General features: G+C 70.3%; 18 protein-coding genes and 3 tRNA genes. 8 read left to right on the top strand and 13 right to left on the bottom strand.

Annotation, left to right across the window (positions count from 1 at the left end):
• Positions 1 to 5: 5 nt before the first annotated feature.
• The 4 genes from ACWDR4_RS11445 to ACWDR4_RS11430 form a co-directional block, all read right to left on the bottom strand.
• Positions 6 to 1,061, bottom strand: coding sequence for a UDP-N-acetylmuramate dehydrogenase (locus ACWDR4_RS11445; protein ID WP_450406913.1), 1,056 nt, complete (start codon positions 1,059 to 1,061; stop codon positions 6 to 8).
• Positions 1,062 to 1,147: 86 nt separating this feature from the next.
• Positions 1,148 to 2,614 (bottom strand): DHA2 family efflux MFS transporter permease subunit, encoded by a 1,467-nt coding sequence (locus ACWDR4_RS11440; RefSeq protein ID WP_450406912.1) that lies wholly within the window; start codon positions 2,612 to 2,614, stop codon positions 1,148 to 1,150.
• Between the two features lie 108 nt (positions 2,615 to 2,722).
• Positions 2,723 to 3,283, bottom strand: a complete 561-nt coding sequence (locus ACWDR4_RS11435) for a TetR/AcrR family transcriptional regulator (protein ID WP_450406910.1) — start codon at positions 3,281 to 3,283, stop codon at positions 2,723 to 2,725.
• A 32-nt stretch (positions 3,284 to 3,315) separates the two neighbouring features.
• Positions 3,316 to 3,930 carry a CGNR zinc finger domain-containing protein gene (locus tag ACWDR4_RS11430; RefSeq protein WP_450406907.1) on the bottom strand — a complete coding sequence of 205 codons (615 nt, stop codon included), beginning with the start codon at positions 3,928 to 3,930 and terminating at the stop codon, positions 3,316 to 3,318.
• A 38-nt stretch (positions 3,931 to 3,968) separates the two neighbouring features.
• On the opposite strand from ACWDR4_RS11430, the gene ACWDR4_RS11425 reads away from it, so the two are divergent.
• A complete protein-coding gene (locus ACWDR4_RS11425; protein WP_450406904.1) occupies positions 3,969 to 5,423 on the top strand; it encodes an MFS transporter in 1,455 nt (484 codons plus the stop codon).
• Positions 5,424 to 5,475: 52 nt separating this feature from the next.
• On the opposite strand, the gene ACWDR4_RS11420 is transcribed toward ACWDR4_RS11425, so the two are convergent.
• The 5 genes from ACWDR4_RS11420 to ACWDR4_RS11400 form a co-directional block, all read right to left on the bottom strand.
• Entirely contained in the window at positions 5,476 to 5,904 is a 429-nt protein-coding gene (locus ACWDR4_RS11420; RefSeq protein ID WP_450406902.1) for a MaoC family dehydratase, read from the bottom strand.
• The gene (locus ACWDR4_RS11415; RefSeq protein ID WP_450406899.1) at positions 5,904 to 6,368 is read right to left on the bottom strand and encodes an FAS1-like dehydratase domain-containing protein; all 465 of its coding nucleotides are present in this window, start codon (positions 6,366 to 6,368) and stop codon (positions 5,904 to 5,906) included. The genes ACWDR4_RS11420 and ACWDR4_RS11415 overlap by 1 nt, the downstream gene beginning before the upstream one ends.
• 106 nt (positions 6,369 to 6,474) lie before the next feature.
• Positions 6,475 to 6,639 carry a 50S ribosomal protein L33 gene (gene rpmG, locus ACWDR4_RS11410; RefSeq protein WP_003948671.1) on the bottom strand — a complete coding sequence of 55 codons (165 nt, stop codon included), beginning with the start codon at positions 6,637 to 6,639 and terminating at the stop codon, positions 6,475 to 6,477.
• Positions 6,640 to 6,727: 88 nt separating this feature from the next.
• A tRNA-Met gene (locus tag ACWDR4_RS11405) sits at positions 6,728 to 6,800 on the bottom strand.
• Positions 6,801 to 6,846: 46 nt separating this feature from the next.
• Positions 6,847 to 6,919: transfer RNA gene (locus ACWDR4_RS11400), tRNA-Thr, on the bottom strand.
• 300 nt (positions 6,920 to 7,219) lie between these two features.
• Here ACWDR4_RS11400 and ACWDR4_RS11395 point away from each other — a divergent pair.
• The gene (locus ACWDR4_RS11395) at positions 7,220 to 8,461 is read left to right on the top strand and encodes an amidohydrolase family protein (RefSeq protein WP_450406896.1); all 1,242 of its coding nucleotides are present in this window, start codon (positions 7,220 to 7,222) and stop codon (positions 8,459 to 8,461) included.
• A 66-nt stretch (positions 8,462 to 8,527) separates the two neighbouring features.
• Complete coding sequence (locus ACWDR4_RS11390; protein WP_450406894.1) at positions 8,528 to 9,184, top strand: SDR family oxidoreductase; 657 nt, start codon at positions 8,528 to 8,530, stop codon at positions 9,182 to 9,184.
• 65 nt (positions 9,185 to 9,249) lie between these two features.
• Here ACWDR4_RS11390 and ACWDR4_RS11385 read toward each other — a convergent pair whose 3' ends face one another.
• Positions 9,250 to 9,492 carry a hypothetical protein gene (locus ACWDR4_RS11385; RefSeq protein WP_450406892.1) on the bottom strand — a complete coding sequence of 81 codons (243 nt, stop codon included), beginning with the start codon at positions 9,490 to 9,492 and terminating at the stop codon, positions 9,250 to 9,252.
• 93 nt (positions 9,493 to 9,585) lie between these two features.
• Positions 9,586 to 9,667 (bottom strand) — tRNA-Tyr (locus tag ACWDR4_RS11380).
• A gap of 235 nt (positions 9,668 to 9,902) precedes the next feature.
• On the opposite strand from ACWDR4_RS11380, the gene ACWDR4_RS11375 reads away from it, so the two are divergent.
• The gene (locus ACWDR4_RS11375) at positions 9,903 to 10,391 is read left to right on the top strand and encodes a YajQ family cyclic di-GMP-binding protein (RefSeq protein ID WP_450406889.1); all 489 of its coding nucleotides are present in this window, start codon (positions 9,903 to 9,905) and stop codon (positions 10,389 to 10,391) included.
• Positions 10,392 to 10,410: 19 nt separating this feature from the next.
• Here ACWDR4_RS11375 and ACWDR4_RS11370 read toward each other — a convergent pair whose 3' ends face one another.
• Positions 10,411 to 11,769 carry a tyrosine-type recombinase/integrase gene (locus tag ACWDR4_RS11370; RefSeq protein WP_450406887.1) on the bottom strand — a complete coding sequence of 453 codons (1,359 nt, stop codon included), beginning with the start codon at positions 11,767 to 11,769 and terminating at the stop codon, positions 10,411 to 10,413.
• A complete protein-coding gene (locus ACWDR4_RS11365) occupies positions 11,762 to 12,388 on the bottom strand; it encodes a helix-turn-helix transcriptional regulator (protein ID WP_450406884.1) in 627 nt (208 codons plus the stop codon). Before ACWDR4_RS11365 ends, ACWDR4_RS11370 begins: the two co-directional genes overlap by 8 nt.
• Positions 12,389 to 12,521: 133 nt before the next feature.
• Here ACWDR4_RS11365 and ACWDR4_RS11360 point away from each other — a divergent pair, with 133 nt between their 5' ends.
• The 4 genes from ACWDR4_RS11360 (at position 12,522) to ACWDR4_RS11345 (ending at position 15,000) form a co-directional block, all read left to right on the top strand.
• Positions 12,522 to 12,734 (top strand): helix-turn-helix transcriptional regulator, encoded by a 213-nt coding sequence (locus tag ACWDR4_RS11360; RefSeq protein WP_450406882.1) that lies wholly within the window; start codon positions 12,522 to 12,524, stop codon positions 12,732 to 12,734.
• Positions 12,735 to 12,863: 129 nt separating this feature from the next.
• Positions 12,864 to 13,289, top strand: a complete 426-nt coding sequence (locus ACWDR4_RS11355) for a hypothetical protein (protein WP_450406879.1) — start codon at positions 12,864 to 12,866, stop codon at positions 13,287 to 13,289.
• Positions 13,286 to 13,789, top strand: coding sequence for a DUF2742 domain-containing protein (locus ACWDR4_RS11350; protein ID WP_450406877.1), 504 nt, complete (start codon positions 13,286 to 13,288; stop codon positions 13,787 to 13,789). The genes ACWDR4_RS11355 and ACWDR4_RS11350 overlap by 4 nt, the downstream gene beginning before the upstream one ends.
• Entirely contained in the window at positions 13,786 to 15,000 is a 1,215-nt protein-coding gene (locus ACWDR4_RS11345) for a helicase RepA family protein (protein ID WP_450406875.1), read from the top strand. The genes ACWDR4_RS11350 and ACWDR4_RS11345 overlap by 4 nt, the downstream gene beginning before the upstream one ends.
• Positions 15,001 to 15,082 lie beyond the last annotated feature (82 nt).

Below are 15,082 nucleotides of genomic sequence, written 5' to 3'. Positions count from 1 at the left end.
GGCTTCTAGAGGCTGACGCCGACCGTCACCGGTTCGTTGACGAGGGTGACCCCGAAGGCGTCCCGGACCCCGGAGACGACCTCGCGGGCGAGGGCGAGCAGGTCCTCCGTGGTGGCCCGGCCCCGGTTGGTGAGGGCCAGGGTGTGCTTGGTGGAGATACGGGCGGGCCCGGTGCCGTACCCCTTGGTGAAGCCGGCCTTGTCGATCAGCCAGGCCGCCGAGGTCTTGGTGCGGCCCTCCCCTGCCGGGTAGGCGGGCGGTACGGCGTCGGCGCCGAGCCGCTCCGCCACGCGCGCGTGGAAGGCGGCGAACTCGGCGTCCGTGAGGATCGGGTTGGTGAAGAAGGACCCGGCGGACCAGGTGTCGTGGTCCTCGGGGTCCAGGACCATGCCCTTGCCCGCGCGCAGCTTCAGCACGGTCTCGCGGGCCGCGTCCAGCGGCACCCGCTCCCCGGGCTCGACACCGAGGGCACGGGCCGTCTCGGCGTACTTCAGGGGCGCCGACAGCCCGTCCGCGTCCTCCAGGGCGAAACGGACCCGCAGGACGACATGGCGCTCGGGGTCGGCCTTGAAGCGGCTGTGGCGGTACGAGAAGGCGCAGTCGGCGCCCGTGAGGGTGACCGTCTCGCGGGCGACCCGGTCGTAGGCGACGACCTCGGTGATCGTGGACGACACCTCCTGGCCGTACGCCCCCACGTTCTGGATGGGCGTCGCACCCGCGGAGCCGGGAATCCCCGCGAGGCATTCGATCCCGGCGAGCCCGGCCTCGACCGTGCGTGCGACGGCGTCGGTCCACACCTCGCCGGCGGCCAGCTCCAGCTCCGTACCGCCGGGGTCGAAGCCGGTCGTGGCGATCCGCAGGGCAGTCCCCGCGAACCCCTTGTCGCCGATGACCAGGTTCGAGCCGCCGCCGATGACCAGCAGCGGGGTCCCGGAGTCGTCGGCCTCGCGGACGGCGGCGATCACCTCGGCGTCGGTGGTCGCCGTGATCAGCCGGTCCGCGGGGCCGCCGAGCCGGAAGGTGGTCAGCGGAGCGAGGGGAGCGTCGTGGATTTCCTGCACGCGCCAAGACTACGAGACCCCACTGACAGCCCGGGTCGGCAACAGGACCGCAAGCAGCACGCGCGCGTACGGTGGTTCTCCGGGGTTCAGTGGGCGGCCGTCTCCAGGACCGGGGCCGGCGCGGCGGAGTCCGTCTCCGGCGCGGGTCGGCGGGCGGCCGGGATCAGCAGGGCGGCGACGCCCGCGAGGGCCACCATCGCCGAGCCGACCACCAGGGCGGGCCGCAGGCCGTCGACGAAGGTCTGGCCGGTCTCGTAGCCGCCCTGGGCCGCGAAGATCGACGCCATGACGGCGATACCGAGGGCGCCACCGACCTCGCGCAGGGCGTTGTTGGCGCCGGAGGCGATGCCCTGTTCGCTCGGTCGGACGCTGGACATCACCAGGTTGGCGGCCGGGGCGAAGAACAGGGCCATGCCGATGCCGCTGATGATCAGGCCGGGCAGCTGGATCGCGTAGGAGGCGTCCGCGGTGACGACGGAGGCCATGTAGCCGAGGCCGGCGGCCTGGAGGAAGAGGCCGGTGGCGACGACCGGCCGGCCGCCGATCCGGTCGGAGAGGATGCCCGCGATCGGCGCGACGAGCATCGGCATGCCGGTCCAGGGCAGCATCCGCAGGCCCGCCTCGGTGGGCGAGTAGCCGAGCACGCCCTGCATGTACTGGCTGAGCAGGAAGATCGACCCGAACATCCCGAGGAACATCAGCAGGGAGGCCGCGTTGATCCCGGCGAAGGCCCGGGAGCGGAAGAGCCGCATGGGCAGCATCGGGTTCTTCGCGCGGATGCCGTGGACGACGAAGGCGACGAGGAGCGCGCCGCCCGCGATCAGCCCGGTCAGGACGTAGGAGCTGGTCCAGCCGTCGGCCGGGCCGCGCACCAGCCCGTAGACGATGCCGAACAGACCGCCGCTGGCCAGCAGGGTGCCGGTGATGTCGAGCGGGGCGCCGGTGCCGTACGACTCGGCGAGGCGCAGTCGGGCGAGCGGCAGCAGGGCGAGGCCCAGCGGAACGTTCAGCCAGAAGATCCAGTGCCAGGAGATGTGCTCGGTGAGGCTGCCGCCGATGAGCGGCCCGGAGGCCACGGCGAGCCCGTTCACGGCACCCCAGATGCCGAACGCCATCCCGCGCTTGGCGGCCGGGACGGCGGCCGTGAGCAGGGTCAGCGTCAACGGCATCATGATCGCCGCGCCGACGCCCTGGACCGCGCGGGCCGCGATCAGCGAGTCGATGCCGGGTGCCATGGCCGCGGCGGCGGAGGCGACGGTGAAGACGGTGATCCCGGCGAGGAAGAGCCGGCGCCGGCCGAAGCGGTCACCGAGCGCCGCGCCGAACATCAGCAGCACGGCGAAGGTGAGCGTGTAGGCGCTCACGGTCCATTCCAGGTCGTCCAGTCCGCCTCCGAAGTCCTTGCGGATGGAGGGCAGTGCGGTGGTGACGACGAGGTTGTCGAGGGACGCCATGAATCCGGCGACGCCCGTGATGACGAGGGCCCAGACGACTCCACCGCGTGGCGCGGCGGCCCTGCCCTGCTCGCTCTGCTTGCTCTCCTGCTGTGACATCGCTCCCCCTGGGGATGGTCGTTGTCGACGGATTCACCGAGGTAGTTTAGTTATTGATCACTAACTTTTACGGACAGACGAAGGCCACGGGCCACTGACCCATGACACTCAGACTTCGGCCGACCCCTTGACCCGGGCCGAGGGATACATCCCTTCCCAGACCCGGTGTCCAGGCGGAAACCCCATGGCCGCAAGGGTGTTGATGAGCATTCCGTACGCCAGGAAGGTCGTCGTCTCGTCCCCGATGGGCATCTGCACGGTGTCCCAGAGCTTCATCCAGCCGGCCCGTACGGCCTCGCCGAACTCATGGTCACCCTCGGCCTCGGCGGCGGCGACGGTGACGTACGTCTGCATCTGCATCTGGAGCCGCTCGGGATGCTCGGCGATCAACCGCGTGTACGCGTTCGCCATGGCATGCAGGGCCTCTTCACCCTCCAGGCCCTTGGCCGCCTCCTCGAAAACCCGGCACACGTCCCCCATGCACCGTTGCGAGGCGGCGGCGAAGATCGCCTTCTTGCCCGGGAAGAGCCGGAAGAGATACGGCTGCGAGACACCCACCCGCTTGGCGATCACCTCGGTGGAGGTGCCGTAGAAGCCCTTCTGGGCGAACTCGGCGATCGCCGCGCGGATGACGCTCTCACGTCGCTCTTCTGCGCTCATCCTGACCATGTTCGTAAGTTAGTACTCAATCACTAACTAAGTCAAGAGGTCCCGGCCCCAGGGCGGCCCCGGCGATGGGCGGCCACGCGCTCGCGGGTCGCGCAGCGGCGCGAACAGTAGTGCCGTTCGGGCCCGCGCCCCTGGGTGACGAACACGTTCTCGCAGCTCACCGACGCGCAGACCGCCCCCGGCGGGCGCTGGTACTCCCAGACGAGCACGGCCAGCGCCAGACAGGAGGAGCCGAGGAACCACTCCCCCCAGGGCCCGTCGTCGCGATCGACATGGGGATGCCAGGGCGTGCCCCCACCGTGCGAGGTCAGCCGCAACGGCCCGGCACGCTCAAGGAGCAGCCGGTTCAGGACACCGGCGGCCCGGTCCACGTCCCCGGCACCGAAGACCTCGCGGAGGAGGAACGCCGCCTCGCGCATCTCGTCGACATCGTGGACGGCGAGGTCGAGGGGGTCCGGCTCACCGTATTCACGGAGTACGGCGACGACCACGCTCGGGGTCGCAGGATCGCCGCCGGTCAGGGCATTGACCAGGGCGACGGCGCGGCGGGCGTTGGCCAGTACCGAGTGACGGGTGGACCAGTCGCCGGGGACGGAGGGAGGGAGAGAGGGCGACACAGGGGGAGGCACGGGGAGAATGTAACGCATATTGCGGATTTTTAAGTTACTTACGTAACGTCTCCCCGATGAAAACGCGTTACACGATGAGACCGACAGGGATGTACCTGGCCGGGGCTACGGCAGCCCGTACCGGGGACGAGATGTCGGGTCCGGCGTTGCTGCTGGCGGGGTTCGCGGTCACGGGGTCGGCCGCCGAGGCGTCGGCGCTGCTCGCGGGCGTCACGATCTCGGCGGCGATCGGCGGGCCCGTGCTCGGCGCGCTCCTGGACCGGGCGGTACGGCCGGGCCGTCTGCTGACCGCCGCGCTGGCCCTCTACGTGACCGGGCTGGCGGCGATCCTGGCCGGGCTGGGCCGGGTCCCGCAGCCGCTCGTCCTCCTGGCCGCCGTGGCCACAGGCCTCCTCGGACCGGCGCTGTCGGGCGGCTGGACGGCCCAACTGCCTCGGGTGGCCCCGCCCGGCACCCTGCCTCGCGCGAACGCCCTCGACACGATGACGTACGGCGTCGCCGGCCTGACCGGCCCGGCGCTGGCCGGAACGACGGCCCAGCTGTTCGGGGCGCCGACGGGGGTGGTGGTGTCCATGGTGCTGATCGGGCTCGCGTTACCCGTGGCGTGGGGGCTGCCGGGGCGGACCGGGACGCCCGAGGAAGGCGCTGGCCGATCGGTGGAAGGTGCGTGCCGGTCGACCGGGAGAGCGGGGCTGCCGACGGCGAGGCCCGGCAGGCGGGCAGGCAAGGTCGGGCGGCGGGAAGGCGGGGCCGAGCCACGGGAAGGGCGAGCCGGGCGGCTGGAAGGGCGAGCCCGGCCGGCGGCGAGGCCGAAGGAACCCGAAGTCGCCGGGGTCGTCCGGGCCGCCGGGGTCAAGGGCTCCGTGGCCGCCGATCTCCTGGCCGGCGCGCGCTGCATCGTCCGTACCCGCCCCCTCGCCCGGGCGACCCTCACCTCGGTGCTCTCCTGCATGGGCGAGGGCATGCTGATCGCCTGCGTTCCGCTGCTCGGGGAACGGGTGCTGGGCGCCGCCGCCCACGGCCCGGTGCTGCTGTCCTGCATGGCCGTCTCGGCGCTCTCCGCGAACGCCGTACTGGCCCGTTTCCCGCACTGGTTCGCCCCGGACACGCTCATGTGGGCCGGCGCCCTGCTCCAGGCGGCTGGGCTGGCCCTGGCGGCGACCGGTCGACCGTCCCTCGTCCTGGCCGCCGTACTGGTCGTCGGGGCCGGTGCGGGGCCGCAGCTGACCGCTCTGTTCGCGGTACGTCACCGGGACGCGCCGGAGCGGCTGCGCGGGCAGATCTTCACGACGGGGGCCAGCTTGAAGATCACCGGCTTCGCCGTGGGCGCCGCGCTCGCCGGGCCGCTGGCCGTGCTGTCGCTGTCGGGGGCGCTGGCGACGGCGGCCTGTGTGGAACTGCTGGCGGTGCTGGCCTTCCTCGCACGCGCACCGAAGGTGTTCTCAGGAACTCGTGCTTGTGCTCGTACTCGTACTCGTACCGAGGTTCTTCTTAAAGAGGACGTCGGGTAAGGGGCACCCGCCATGGCGAACGCCCCTTACCCGACTGCCCGAACCGCCGTGCTCAGCCCAGCCGGACAACGGCCCGGGACATGCCCAGCACCTTCTGTCCCGCGCACATGGCGAGGAGGTCGACGCGGACCTTGTTGTCGTCGAGCTTGGCGCCGACCTTGCCGCTGACCTCGATCGTGGCGCCCTGGTCGTCGTTGGGGACGACGACCGGCTTGGTGAAGCGGACGCCGTACTCGACGACCGCGCCCGGGTCGCCGACCCAGTCGGTGACGACGCGGATCGCCTCGGCCATGGTGAACATGCCGTGCGCGATGACGTCGGGCAGACCGACCTCGACCGCGAACTTCTCGTTCCAGTGGATGGGGTTGAAGTCCCCGGATGCGCCCGCGTACTGGACGAGGGTGGCGCGGGTCACGGGGAAGGTCTGGGCGGGCAGTTCGGTGCCGACCTCGACCTCGTCGTAAGCGATCTGCGCTGCCATCAGGCTTCGCCCTCCTCAGGAGCCGCCGCGCGCGCGACGAGCTTGGTCCAGGCGGTCACGACGTGCTCGCCCGCCTCGTCGTGGACCTCGCCGCGGATGTCGACGATCTCGTTGCCCGCCATGGACTTGACGGCCTCGATGGTCGAGGTGACGGTGAGCCGGTCGCCCGCGCGGACGGGACGGACGTAGGCGAACTTCTGGTCGCCGTGCACCACTCGGCTGTAGTCCAGACCGAGCTGCGGGTCCGCCACGACGTCACCCGCCGCCTTGAAGGTGATGGCGAACACAAAAGTGGGCGGGGCGATCACATCGGGGTGGCCGAGGGCCTTGGCGGCCTCGGGGTCCGTGTAGACGGGGTTGGCGTCACCCACCGCCACCGCGAACTCGCGGATCTTCTCCCGGCCGACCTCATAGGGCTCGGTGGGCGGATAGGACCGCCCCACGAAGGACTGGTCGAGCGCCATGGACTCGGCACCTCCTGAATCGCACTGGTACACAGCTGATGTGCTGATGTAACGACGCGAGGCCGCCCCCCAACCAACAGGGGACGGCCTCGCGTACGAGCCTGATTTATCGCGTTTCGCGGTGCGCGGTGTGCGCATTGCAACGCGGGCAGTGCTTCTTCATCTCCAGTCGGTCCGGGTTGTTACGCCGGTTCTTCTTGGTGATGTAGTTCCGCTCCTTGCACTCCACGCAGGCCAGCGTGATCTTCGGGCGGACGTCGGTGGCAGCCACAGGAGTGCTCCTTGACGAACGGATGGGACGATGAACGCATAAAAGAGTAGCCGATCGAAGGACCGACCCCGCAATCGGCTACTGTCAGTAGCGGTGACCGGACTTGAACCGGTGACACAGCGATTATGAGCCGCTTGCTCTACCGACTGAGCTACACCGCTGTGATGCGATCGGACCCCGCCTTGCGACGGGGGCCTCTCACACCAGAGCCCCAATACGGAATCGAACCGTAGACCTTCTCCTTACCATGGAGACGCTCTACCGACTGAGCTATTGGGGCGAGCGATGAAGACATTACACGCTCGGCCACCGTTCACCCAAATCCGTTTCGCGATACCCGTCCTGCCCTGTTCCGGCCCCCGTTCCGCACGCCGAAAACCCCTCCCCCAACAGCCCCGAAGCCCCCTCCTGAAACCGCTCCCACACCCCCTCGCCAGGGATCTTTCCCATCCGGCGGACCACACCGGTACGACTATTCCGCTCCTCCGCAACACGGACGGATGCCCGCCCTAGGCTCGACTCACTCTGCGTGATCTTGCGTCCCCCCTTGCGCGCAGCCGCCCCCGAGCACAGGAGCGCGATGCCCGACAGCCAGCCGCAGCCGCCCCACTCCTCGTCGCCCGCTTCATCGGGGGACCCGGCGGCGCTCCTCCTCTGCGGCGCGCGTCTCACCGACGGCCGGACCGTGGACGTACGGCTGGGCGGCGGTCGTATCGAGGCGGTCGGCACGGTCGGAAGCCTCAGCGCGTACGCCACCCGCGTGGACCTCAGCGGCTACCTCCTCCTGCCGGCCCCCGCCGAACCGCACGCCCACGGCGACACGGCCCTGTCCGCCGACGCCGACGGCCCGGTCTCCTACGACCCGCAGGACGTCCAGCGCCGGGCCACCGAAGCGGCGCTGCTCCAACTGGGCCACGGGGCAACGGCGCTGCGCTCACACATCCGCATCGGGGACGTACAGGGGCTGGGCGCGCTGGCCGCCGTACTGCAGGCGCGGCGGGCGCTGCGCGGCCTCGCCGAGCTGACGGCGGTGGCCATGCCACGGGTCCTGACGGGCGTGGCCGGGGTGGACGGTCTGGCGATGCTGCGGGACGCGGTGAAGATGGGCGCGTCGGTGGTGGGCGGCTGCCCGGACCGCGACCCCGATCCGACGGGCTACGTCGAGGCGGTTCTGGAGGTCGCCTCGGAGCACGGCTGCCCGGTCGATCTGCACACGGACGGTGACGACCCGGCCCGGCTGGCCCGCCTGGCGGCGATGACGGGCGGGCTGCGTCCCGGTGTGACCATCGGCCCCTGCGGCGGCCTCGGCCGGCTGCCCGCCGAGGTGGCCTCGCGGGCCGCGGACCAGCTCGCGGCGGCGGGCGTGACGGTGGCGTGCCTGCCGCAGGGCGGCTGCGGGGGCGCGGAACGCCGTGCCACGGCTCCGGTACGACTGCTGCGGGCCGCCGGGGTGCGGGTGGCGGCGGGCAGCGGCGCGCTGCGGGACGTGGCGAATCCGGTGGGCCGCGGGGACCCCCTGGAGGCGGCGTACCTGCTCGCCTCCCGCCACGGTCTGCGCCCGGAGGAGGCGTACGACGCCGTGAGCACGTCGGCGCGGGCGGTGCTCGGCCTGCCTGAGGTGCGCGTGGAGGCGGGCTTCCCGGCGGAACTGCTGGCGGTCCGCGGCGACCGCCTGGCCGGCGCACTGTCCCTGGCCTACAGCCGAATCGTGGTGCACAGGGGGCGCGTTGTGGCACGGACGAGCGCGGTACGGGAGTACTGCAACACCCCGGCAGCGGCGGCCCTGGACCTGCCGAGGCAGGGGCGTACGGAGCTGTCGTGAGATGAGTGTGCGGGCCCTGTGGGAGCTGTGCGGCGAACGGGTCCGTCCGGGCGTACGGTCGAAGGCATGCGCATTGTCATAGCTGGAGGTCATGGTCAGATCGCACTGCGGCTGGAGCGTCTGCTCGCCGCGCGCGGTGACGAGGTCGCGGGCATCATCCGCCGCCCCGAACAGGGCGACGACCTGCGGGCGGCCGGCGCGGAACCGGTCGTCTGCGACCTGGAGTCGGCATCGGTGGAGGAGGTCGCGGAGCTGCTGCGGGGCGCCGACGCGGCGGTCTTCGCGGCGGGCGCGGGCCCGGGCAGCGGAACGGCCCGCAAGGACACGGTGGACCGGGGCGCGGCGGTGCTGTTCGCGGACGCGGCGGTCCGGGCGGGGGTACGCCGACACCTGGTCGTGTCGTCGATGGGCGCGGACCCGGCCCACCAGGGCGACGACGTCTTCGACGTCTACCAGCGCGCGAAGGGCGAGGCGGACGCGTACGTCAGCGGCCTGGACGCGCTCGACTGGACGATCCTGCGCCCCGGCGCCCTGACGAACGACCCCGGCACGGGCCGCGTACGCCTGGAGGCCGACACGGGGCGCGGCGCGATCCCCCGCGACGACGTGGCCGCCGTCCTCACCGAGCTGCTGGACACCCCGGCGACAGCGGGCCTGACACTGGAGCTGATCGGCGGCTCGACACCGATCTCGGTGGCGGTCAAGTCGGTGGCGGGGAACTGAGGGCGCGGCGACGAGGGGCGGAGGCCGGGGCCGACCGGCAGGGTCCGGCAGGGTCAAAAAGGGCTCTAGAAGAGGGGCAACTGGCCGGGGAATTCGGGGACGACGTACCCGTCCAACGCGGGCTGGGCCGCCCCGAGTTCCGCCTGCCGCCGAGACCCGGGGCACGAGACGAGTTCACCACTCCCCCGGGCTCCCGGCGGATCGTGCCGCGCGAACCTCCCGGCGACGACGGCGATCTCCCGCCGGCACTCGGGACAGCGCCGACGACGGGACGACGACACGAACGACGGTCGTGACAGCGATGACATGGGGTCACTCTCCCTCATGGCCTCGGCGCGTTCCGGCAACGAAAAGGCCCTCTTTCCACTGCGTTATCGCAGTGGAAAGAGGGCCTTTTACCGTGGCGGCGCCAGGGTTCGAACCTGGGTAGGCTGAGCCGGCAGATTTACAGTCTGCTCCCTTTGGCCGCTCGGGCACACCGCCAAGGTTTGCTGCCCTTCGAACCGCTTTTCGGCGGTGCTCCGTGGCAACGACGTAAACGATACCCGATGCACAGGGGTGCTTCGCCACTCGATTGAGCGGCGCTCGGGGGGTAGGGGGTGGCTACGCTTATGCGGATGCGGCCCGGGACGTACGCCGGGCTCGGCTGCTGCCCCCACGCATGCCGATACGCAATCCACAGATCACGACAAGCACCCCATACAAGGAGCCACAGGACATGGCCGACTCCAGTTTCGACATCGTCTCGAAGGTCGAGCGGCAGGAGGTCGACAACGCCCTCAACCAGGCCGCCAAGGAGATCTCCCAGCGCTACGACTTCAAGGGCGTGGGTGCCTCGATCTCGTGGTCCGGCGAGAAGATCCTCATGGAGGCGAACTCCGAGGAACGGGTCAAGGCGGTCCTCGACGTGTTCGAGACCAAGCTGATCAAGCGCGGCATCTCGCTGAAGGCCCTGGACGCCGGTGAGCCGCAGCTCTCCGGCAAGGAGTACAAGCTCTCCGCGTCGATCGAGGAGGGCATCTCCCAGGACAACGCGAAGAAGGTCGCGAAGATCATCCGCGATGAGGGCCCCAAGGGCGTGAAGGCCCAGGTCCAGGGCGACGAGCTGCGCGTCAGCTCGAAGAGCCGCGACGACCTTCAGGCTGTCCAGGCACTGCTCAAGGGCAAGGACTTCGACTTCGCGCTGCAGTTCGTGAACTACCGGTGACCCGAGCGGCTGACCTGCACTAACGGGAAATCGTTGCGACCGGAGGGCACAACGCGGGCACATCGCCGAGGACCGCCTCGACGGCCGCCCGCGTTGTGTCCTCGTCGTCCGGCCAGAGATGGGTGTAGATGTCGAGCGTGATCGACGGCTTCGAGTGACCGAGCCGACGCTGAACGGTTTTCACACTCTCGCGGTGCTTGATCAGCGCTGAGGCGTAGAAGTGCCTCAGGTCGTGCATGCTCGTGCCCTCCGGCACGCGCACCGGTGCGGGCTCCTCGCCCTTCGGCCGGCCTCGCTGCACCCACGCCGAGTACGCCTCCGCGTAGGCCTTGTTGAGCGACTCGTTCGCCCGCTCTTCCATCCGCGCCCACACGTGCGACCAGCTGGCCCGCTTCAGCACCACGCCGCGTTCGTTGGTCCACAGCATGGTGGCCTTGCGCCGCTTCGGCTTCCGCGTGTCCGTACGGTCCTCGATGTCGACCACGGCGGCCGGGTACTGCTGGAGGTGGGCCGCCAGGGCGTCGACCGCGAGGCCGACCAGGGGCACGGTGCGGTAGCTCTCGTGCGTCTTCGGCTCACCGAGGTACGGCTCGGGAGGCTCCTCCTCGTCGGCGTCGACGTCCTTGTCCGGAGTGATGAGCTGCTGTCGCACCGTCACTTCCCTGCGCAGGAAGTCGACGCAGTCCACCTCCAGGCCGAAGACCTCGCCCTGGCGCAGCCCGGAGGCGACGGCGAGCAGGATCATCGCCCGGTACCGGGCGGGTGCCGCCTCGATCAGGGCGCGGACCGCGTCCTGGTGCAGGGGCACGATCTCCGGGCGGCGCACCTCGGGGAGCTTGATGCCGGCGCACGGGTTGATGGCGATCGTCCGGTCGCGTACGGCGGTGTGCATCACGGTGACGAGGTAGGAGAACGTGACCCGGAGCGTGGATGCGGCGAGGACCTGCGACCGGTCCTTGACCCAGGCCTGGATCTCCGAGGGGCGGATCGTCACGATCGGGCGGTCGCCGAACGTCGGGTAGATATGGATCCGTAGACCCCGCTCGACGCGCGAGGGCGTCGTGCCCTTGTGCACGGCGGACGTCCGCCAGCGCTCAGCGACCGCGCGGAAGCTCTCCTTGCCGGCCGCCGGGTCGACATACAGGCCGCGCGCGAGGTCGGCCCCGATCGTGTCCCCGCGGGTGTCGGCCTGACTGCGCTTGGCGAAGTTCTCCTTCTGCTGCTCCCCCGCCGCGTCCCGCCAACGGACCTGCCAGCGCTTGCCCTTGCCGTGGTCCTTGCTGGGCACCAGGACATTCGTCTTGCTGGAGTGCGCGGCGCAGGGCTCGGCGCCCTTCTTCGGGCGGGAGAGGTGCCACCGGTCGTAGACGCTAGCCATCGGCGGACTCCCCCTCGCGCTTGACTTCCTCAGTTTTCTCCCGGAGGCCGATGATCGACCTCATTCGGCGCTGATCGATAGTGCCGCGGGCGAGCGCATCGGCAAGAGCCGCAGACAGCTGAGCCCGGGCCTCCATTTCTTCCTTCACCAGCGGATCAGCAGCATCCGGGTTATCGCCAGCCTCGCGCTCCTCAGCATCGGTGACGAGCTCCAGGAGGCTGACCTGAAGCAGCCGCAGGGTATCGATGCTCCCGGTCAGCATGGGTGCGAGCTGCCTCAGTGAGTCGATGTTGGCACGCCGGAGCCAATCCTCCGGGGCCTCCGGCGCCACCACTTGGGCCAGCCTCATGGCATCCACTGACGCATTGGGCAGTGCGATAGCTCCCGTCCGGGCCGGCCCGTGGGGCGCAAGGAGAAACGGGACCTCGCACTCAAGCACCAGGGCAAAGGCGACCAGTTCGGCCGCTGTAAATGCCCGCTTGCCCTTCTCCGCCGAGTGCACGGCCTGCCGACTCCAGGGCTTTTCGAGATACACGCCAAGAGCCTCGCCTAGATCTGCCTGCGACAGCTCCTGCTGCGTGCGCAGCTTGGCGATGTTCCAGCCGATGACCTCTTCCAACCTCACATCGAGCACCTTTCGTCATTGCCGACAATGACATACGGCGACGATGCAAGGCAAGCGTTGACAGCCAGTCGAGCGGGCGTCATGCTGGGGAATGTCAGTCATTCCAGAACGGACATGGAGGGCGTCAATGCCCCGTGCCACCGTGCCCCCGCCGGCTCCCGATCGTCGTCCGCTGGCCACCGCGCAAGAGGTTGCCACCTACTGCGGCGTGCCGATCGGCACGGTCTACCAGTGGAGTTCCAGAGGTGGCGGCCCGAAGTTCATTCGCGTCGGCCGCCATCTGCGGGCCCGCTGGTCCGATGTCGAGAAGTGGCTCGACGCCCAGACCATCGCCGCGTGAAAGCGGCCCCCAGCAGGCGCGCCAACGCCTGTGATCCGGGGGCCGGAAGCACCAAACCATCCATCCCTGAACAGCCGAACGGCGGCGCGGGCCGTGAACCCGTTGCGCCGCCGTCGAAAGGAGCTTCACGTGAAGCGTACGACCCTCTCCGCGCAGACCGCCAGTAGGCCCGCCATCGCCGAGGCGCTCGCCCCGACCGGCCACCCGCACCCGCTCCTCACCGAGCAGCCCCGCCGGCACCCCGACACCGAGCAGCCGTTCGCCGCCACGCAGCGGGCGATCGCCGGCGCCGTGAACGAGGCGCTCGCCGGACTCGTCGACCACCCCCGGGACCTCGCCGAGCAGCTGCACGCAGCGGTCGACGACGCGTCCGCGCAGCACCTCGCGCGGCCGGACGTTGGAGACATGCAGCTCGACGAGGCTCGCTCCTCGGAGGCGATCAGCACCGCGTGGGAGGCGATGGACCGGGCGCTGGCCCTGTCGACGGACCGCGCCAGCACGGTGCGTGCGCTCCGCAACGTCCTCAACATGGCCATCGCCGAGGCTGGCGCGTGAACTCCCGTCACGGCCACGACAGCCCCCGCCTTTCCGGGCGGGGGCCCGTCGTACGCGCCGTACCCGACAACGCCACCACGGGCGAGATCACCGCGCTCCGCGCCGAGACGCAGGTAGCCGCGCTCGGAGTGCACAGCTGGCCCCGGTACGGCTCCCCGGACTGGCTCCGCCTCGATCCGCAGGACGCGCGTGTCTACGTCGCGACGCTGGAGGCTGCCGAGCTCCACCGTCGTGCCGAGGCCGAACGGGCTCGTCTCGACTGGCTCATGGACAACGAGCCCGACGTCTGGTGGAGGGAGATCACCGACGACGCCAGACGAGAGACCTGCCGTCGCGTGCGGGCCGCGAAGTCCATGGAGGCCGCCGTCGACGTCCGGGCCAGACAGGCCCGCGCGGGCAACCGGCCGCCGCACAAGCTCACCGCTACCCGGGGCTGGCCGCCCATCGCGATTCCAGGCCGCCCCGGCGAGTACCTCACGTACCAGGAGACCAGCGAGTGACCACCCCGTTCGATCCCGCAGGACCGCCGCCGGACATCCGCGCGGCGGGCCTGCGGGGTCCCGCCATCGCCCGGACCGACTCGGGGCTGTACGTACCAACACAGCCCGTACGGCCGGACCCCGAGACGATGTCGGGCGAGGAGTACCTCGCTGCCTGCGTCGCGCAGATGCGCACGGAACTCCTCGACACCGACGGGCTCGACAAGATCCCGTCGCTCGAACCGCTCCTCGGCGACCTGCTCCAGCTGAACACCGCCGCGCGCTTCATCGGCCCGTCGGGCACCTTCAAGTCGTTCCTGATCCTCGACATGGCCGGCCACATCGGAACAGGCATGGACTGGCACGGCCACTACGTCCGCCAAGGCACTGTCGTCTACCTCGTCGCCGAGGGCGAGCAGGGCATCCGCAAGCGCGTCCGCGCGTGGGAGCAGCACTACGGGCTCCGCATGGACAACGTCCTCTTCCTGCCCCGGCCCGTTCAGGCCAAGTCACCGGAGTGGGCCGTGTTCATCGAGCTGGCGCGTCAGATGGACCCGGCGTTCGTCGTGATCGACACGCAGGCCCGCGTCTCCGTCGGTGTCGAAGAGAACTCCAACAAGGAGATGGGCGAGGTCGTCAAGCGCATGGACGACCTGCGGCGGGCGACCGGGGCCTGTATCGGCCTGGTGCACCACACCGGCCACGTCGGCGAGCACGGCCGCGGCGCCTCCGGCGTGAAGGGCGCCATGCAATCCGAGATCAACATCTCGAAGAAGGGCGACCGCCTCGCGAACATCGTCCTCACCGTGAAGTCGTCGAAGCAGAAGGACGAGGAGGAGGGCAACGACCTCCAGTTCGGGCTGAAGCGGATCAGCATCGCCCACGAGGCCAAGCCCGACGGGCGCCCCGTCACGTCCCTGGTTGTCGAGTCTCTCGACGCGCTACCCGAGCGCGGCCCGGAGCCCGGCTCCGTCGACTGGATCGTGCAGCAGCTCGACAACGCGAACGTTCCCTACACGTGGGGGCGCGTCCGCATCACCGAGCAGCTCATCGAGATGGGCGTCAAGGTCCGCAAAGAGAAGATCGAAGAGGCGATCCGGACCCGCAAAGCACGGGCCGAGAAGCGACCTCAGAACCTGCCCCCGAACCTGCCCCACGCCTCACAGGGCGAACCTGCCCCGACTTTGGGGGCAGGGCAGGACGAAACCCCAGATCAGACCTGCCCCGAGTAGCCCGGGGGCAGGTCGGGGCATGGCGCCTCAGACCTGCCTGCCCCCTCCCTCTCTCTCAGGAGGGGGCAGGTGGGGCACCCCG

This window comes from Streptomyces sp. NPDC000878 (assembly GCF_053599695.1).
Note: the sequence above shows the minus strand (reverse complement) of the source record. Positions and strands in the feature narration are given on the sequence as shown.